This window comes from Bradyrhizobium sp. (assembly GCF_035570375.1).
Classification (GTDB): domain Bacteria; phylum Pseudomonadota; class Alphaproteobacteria; order Rhizobiales; family Xanthobacteraceae; genus Bradyrhizobium.
Map to the genome: position 1 here is coordinate 1 of NZ_DATMLW010000053.1, position 4,811 is coordinate 4,811.

Genomic DNA, 4,811 nt, shown 5'->3' on the forward strand with positions numbered 1-4,811 from the left:
GTGTTGGCGATCGCCGATCAGCATCAGCGGCCACTCTTGATCATCGCCGAGGAATTAGCGCCGCCTGCAGTGATGGGCCTGCTTTCGCAGCGCGGCGACTCAAAAGTGAAGATCGCCGCCATCCATCCCCCTGAATTCGGCCATTGGCGCAAGGCGATGCTCGAGGACATTGCGGTTGCGACTGACGGCCGCGTGGTCGCGCGCGATCTGGGCGGCAAGGTCGCGGAGGCCTCGGCCGAAGATCTCGGAGGGGCGCGGCAGGTGCGCATTTCCGCCAATCGCACTTTGATCATTGGCGGCGAAGGCCGAGCGGAGGCGGTGGCCGCCCGACGCGAACAGGTGAGGCGCCAGTATGACGCCGCGCCCGAAAACGTCGAGCGCGACAAGTTCAAGGAGCGTCTTGCCAAGCTCTCCGGGGGCACCGCGATGATCCTGGCCGGCGGCGCGACGCCGGTCGCCCAAAAGCGCATCGCGCAGCTCATTGAAGACGCGATCAACGCGACGCGCGCGGCGATGGAGGAGGGTGTCGTCGCAGGCGGCGGGATTTCGCTCATGCAGACCACGCCGATGCTCGACCGCATCATCGACAAACTTGAGGGCGACAGCAAGCAGGGCGCGCAGCTCGTCCGACAGGCTCTGTCAACGCCGCTGGCCCTGATCATCGCCAATTCCGGTCGCGACTCAGCGAAAGAAATAGCGAAACTCGCAAAGACCGGAAATGGGCACGGCTTCGACGCGCGCAGCGGGCGCCATGTCGACATGTTCAAGGCGGGGATCGTCGATCCGGTCAAGGTCTGTTACACCGCGGTTTGCAACGCCGGGTCGGTCGCCGCGCTCATCCTCACGACCCAGACGCTGATCGCCAAGAAGCCCGACGACTACGACGTCACGGCCGGACCCGCGCGCGGCGGCGGGGCCGAAAGGCTCTAGTCGGCACGCAGGCGGGGGCGGGCCATCGTCGCCCGTTACGACCAAATCGCATGCGACTTTCTTGTCCGTCTCATCGCGGCGCTGTACGCTGTATCATTGAAGCAATTCAGGTTTGACCCCAGCCTGTCCAGGCGCTGCGGCCGCAGGGTTCGCTGCGGCGGGATTCTACGGGCCTCGCAGCATGAATGCCGATCGCGTCGGCTTTGAAATTACACCTATCCGGCTCAGTCACGTCGCCGCCTTTCGCCGTGCGTTTGACCTCGTAGCGCGCGAACGCCGATTTCTTGCCGCTTTCGAAGCGCCGTCGCTCGACGAGACGCGGCGTTACGTCGAAGAAAGGATGGCGTGCTGCGATCCCATGGTCGTCGCGATCGGCGCAGACGCGCTCGTCGGCTGGTGCGACATCGGCCGTAATTCCGCGCCGTCCCGCAGGCATCGCGGCCTCCTGGGAATGGGGGTGATCGCCGACTGGCGAAGGCGGGGGATCGGCGCGGCGCTCCTGACCGCGGCTCTCGACCTGGCGAGCCGCCGCGACTTCATCCGCATCGAACTCGACGTCCATGCCGACAACGCCGCCGCCATCGCGCTCTACGAGAAATTCGGGTTCGTCCGCGAGGGCGTTCAGTGCGACGGGGCGCTGATCGACGGGCGCTTCGTCGACGTCGTTCTCATGGGACGCGTCGACCGTGTGGCGGGTGGTTGAAGACGTGGGTAAACGGGCGGGAGCGCTTCTTTGCCGGCCCGCGCGTTCGATTGGCGACTAGCGGATCACAGAAAGCACGCTCGATCGACCTCCGGCGGCAAGGACGCTTATGAATCAGACCGTGTACTCATGAATTCGCCTTGTCCGCTTTGCCCCGACATCGATTATGGCATAAGTCCCTTTAGACGGCGGCTATCTTCGGTCGCCTCCGCGAGGACCCAATCTGAATCATCGAGCTGCACGTCGACAAGTCCCCTCGTGGATCGCTGCGGCCATCAATGAACAGGCTGCCCTGACGGAGTTTGCGAGTTTGATCTGGCTTAACAGACGAGTCCGACTTCCGTTCGTTGTGCGCTTCAAAGTGGGCATCAGTCCAGCTAGTCCGCCTCCGCCACGTTGACGCGGTTTAGGCAGCGGAACCGCTTAAGTCGGGTGTCTCCTCAGCGCCACATCCCGCGCACACGGCCACCTACGTTCAAGCGCACGCCCTGGCCGACCACCCGCGCCTGTGTGCCGACCGCAAGAGGTGGCCAACTTGTCATTTCGAACAGGCCGAGCAGGCCGTCGGGAATAAATCGGGTTCGTGAGGCATAGACGTGCCGGTCACCTTGGGCGCTCTGGCCGTGAGTAAAGAACCGCTGCGGCACGATGAGATGTAAATCATCCTTGGCGGGCGTCATGGCGACATAAAGCAAACGCCGTTCCTCCTCGATCTCGGCAGTCGTCCCGGCTCCGAGGTCGGAGGGCAGGCAGCCATCGACCACGTTGAGCACGAACACCGATTTCCACTCCTGGCCTTTGGCGGAATGGATCGTCGAAAGGATCAAATAGTCCTCGTCGAGCAACGGTACTCCCGCCTGATCGCTGGTGGCATCCGGTGGATCAAGCGTCAGTTCGTAAGGAACCGTTCGCGGGAGGGATAACCGGAATTTGGTGGCGCGCCTGGATGCCGATGCTAGCGGGTGACAGACACCTTCAGGTCGGTCATGCTCGCGGGCGCATAGACCGCCTTAGCAATCTGGTATCGTGCTTGGCTTCGAAAAAAGGCGGCGGAATGGGCGACGGCCCGCCGATGCCGTGAGGACTTCGTCTCAACATCACTCAACCGATTCAAAAAAATGAGGGCGAACGTGAGACGAGGCAGACGCCAGCGAGATCGAGCTCCAACACGAGCTAGGACGCCGTTTGCCGGGCCATATGGCCACGCCGGTGCGATAAAAAACTGATGAGGCTGTCGCGGCACCACCATCAGGAGGAGGAACGAACCAGCGGGCACGCCCGGCGATGGGATTGGGCACCAGCGCGCTGCCCTGCCTTCGATCGCATAGCTCTTGCGCGAGCGGCGGTGCGCGGTGAAGCCAATGTCGGCGGTCGGCGAGACGCCCGGATTGCTACGATCCGCGAGCTGCTCGACCGCGGATATGGCCCGACCTCGACAAGCCATAGAGGCCGGCGCGCGCGGGCAATCCGCTTGATCTCCTTCGGCTCCTGATGGAGGAGATCGATGCCATCAGCCGCCTATGGGCAGGTACCAAGCGAACACGCTGCGAGTGGTCAACCGAGATTGACGGTTTGATCGCTGCCGCTCGGCACGTTCGCGGGGTCCAGTTCCAGCACAATGCGAAATTTCAACGCACGGCAAAGGGAAGGTTCCGCCTCTAAGCACCGCGTTCGAGCATGGCCTTGAAATCGGCGCGAGCCAGCCGCGCTTCCAGCCGGGCGGCTTCGGACGCTTCGCCATGCCGAAATAGCCGTGGATCAGGCCAGCGCCCTGATGGCGCTCGGTTGTGACGCCCGCGGCCTGAAGCGCATCGGCGTAAGCCTCGCCCTCATCTCGCAAAGGATCGAGCCAGAAACGATGCGGGCGATTCAGAATTTGGAACCGTCCGCGAGGACGCCAGACCGGTAGACGTTACCAACCTAATCGCGACGATCGACCGGACTATCTCGAGGGGACCGCGTTCCATACCAACATCGCAAACGTTCGCGCGAGGCTTACGGACGGCCGTTCCAACCTGACCAATTTTGAGGCAATTCAACGCCTTCGCGGCGATGTCTCAGATATGGCGCAATCTGCCGCACAATCGGGGCAGGGCAACAAAGCTCGGTTGCTTCGGGGGGGTCTGCATCAACTCGATCAATCATTGGAAAACGCAAGTGAAGGATTTTTTCAAGCAAATCGTAACTTTGCTCAAGCTTCGCGTGACATTGAAGCCGTACAGGCGGGCCGTCAGGCGGCAACGCGCGGACGAAGCGAGGATATCATCCCCGCATATCAGGCACTTCGGCCTGAGGCATAGGCCGCGTTTCGCGCGGGATATGTAGACCCGCTGAGACGCAGGGCGCGGCGTTCGGCGTCAACAAAGCGCGCCCGTTCTTGAACGACGCATTCCGCGACGACGGGCAACTCGCTTATGCAGCGCCGCCTTGCGTGCGAACAGACCATGTTCGAAACACGCGGCCATGCGCTCGGCTGATCCCGCACCATGGACAATATGAACGACGATGACGCGCTCGCGGTCGACCCGGTCGCCGCAATGACGGCAATCGGTCACGGGATTTCCGGCAATGTGCACGGCCTTCTTAGCTCGCTAAAGCACTCCGGCGTCGGTCGGCTCAACGCACGGTCTATTGACCGAGTAGCCGGGAGTTAAGGCGCTTCGAATTACCGCGGCCCGACCGGTTCCGTTGATTAGGGCAGACCGAAAGCAGTCGGTGCGGCGTCAATAGCGAAGTTAATCCTGCCAACAATTTGTGGACCGTTGTCCTGGTTGCAACTCGCATTTAAATGATTTTTGCAAGGTGCTGTCGATCTGGCCGGGGCTCATTCGTCGACCTATCAGCGAGACAGTTCAACGGCAAACTGCCCGCGGCTCGCCTGAGAAGGAGTTTTAGGATGCGCTTTATGTATTTCGTCAAGTCCCCGCAACCGCATGTGGGTCCAACGCCCGGACTTCTGGAGGCCATGCACAAGCTCGCCGACCGGGAGATCAAGGCTGGCCGCATGCTCGACAATGGCGGGCTGATGCCGGTCCAGACCGGCGCGCAGGTACGCATCAAGGACGGCAAGCTCAGCGTCATCGATGGCCCGTTCGTCGAAGCCAAGGAAGTCGTCGGCGGCTATGCGATCTTCGAGCTTCGCGACAAGGAAGAGGCGGTTGCGATGGCGAGGGAATTC

General features: G+C 62.2%; 3 protein-coding genes and 2 pseudogenes. 3 read left to right on the top strand and 2 right to left on the bottom strand.

Going from position 1 to position 4,811, the window contains the following annotated elements:
* Together VNX23_RS06210 and VNX23_RS06215 are read left to right on the top strand one after the other, a co-directional pair.
* The coding region (locus VNX23_RS06210; protein WP_325628307.1) for a TCP-1/cpn60 chaperonin family protein at positions 1-930 on the top strand (930 nt) is incomplete at its 5' end.
* A gap of 181 nt (positions 931-1,111) precedes the next feature.
* Positions 1,112-1,633 (top strand): GNAT family N-acetyltransferase, encoded by a 522-nt coding sequence (locus VNX23_RS06215; RefSeq protein ID WP_325628308.1) that lies wholly within the window; start codon positions 1,112-1,114, stop codon positions 1,631-1,633.
* Positions 1,634-2,073: 440 nt separating this feature from the next.
* Here VNX23_RS06215 and VNX23_RS06220 read toward each other — a convergent pair.
* Together VNX23_RS06220 and VNX23_RS30985 are read right to left on the bottom strand one after the other, a co-directional pair.
* Positions 2,074-2,561 (bottom strand): annotated as a pseudogene (locus VNX23_RS06220) (3'-5' exonuclease); the annotation flags it as partial.
* A gap of 730 nt (positions 2,562-3,291) precedes the next feature.
* Positions 3,292-3,485 (bottom strand): annotated as a pseudogene (locus tag VNX23_RS30985) (alpha/beta hydrolase); the annotation flags it as partial.
* 1,044 nt (positions 3,486-4,529) lie between these two features.
* Between VNX23_RS30985 and VNX23_RS06225 the strand changes: the two are divergent.
* On the top strand, positions 4,530-4,811 hold a 282-nt coding region (locus VNX23_RS06225), incomplete at its 3' end, for a YciI family protein (protein ID WP_325628309.1).

Coding starts and splice junctions, on each gene's coding strand:
- VNX23_RS06215 (WP_325628308.1), top strand. CDS start 1,112: ATGAATGCCGATCGCGTCGGCTTTGAAATTACACCTATCCGGCTCAGT.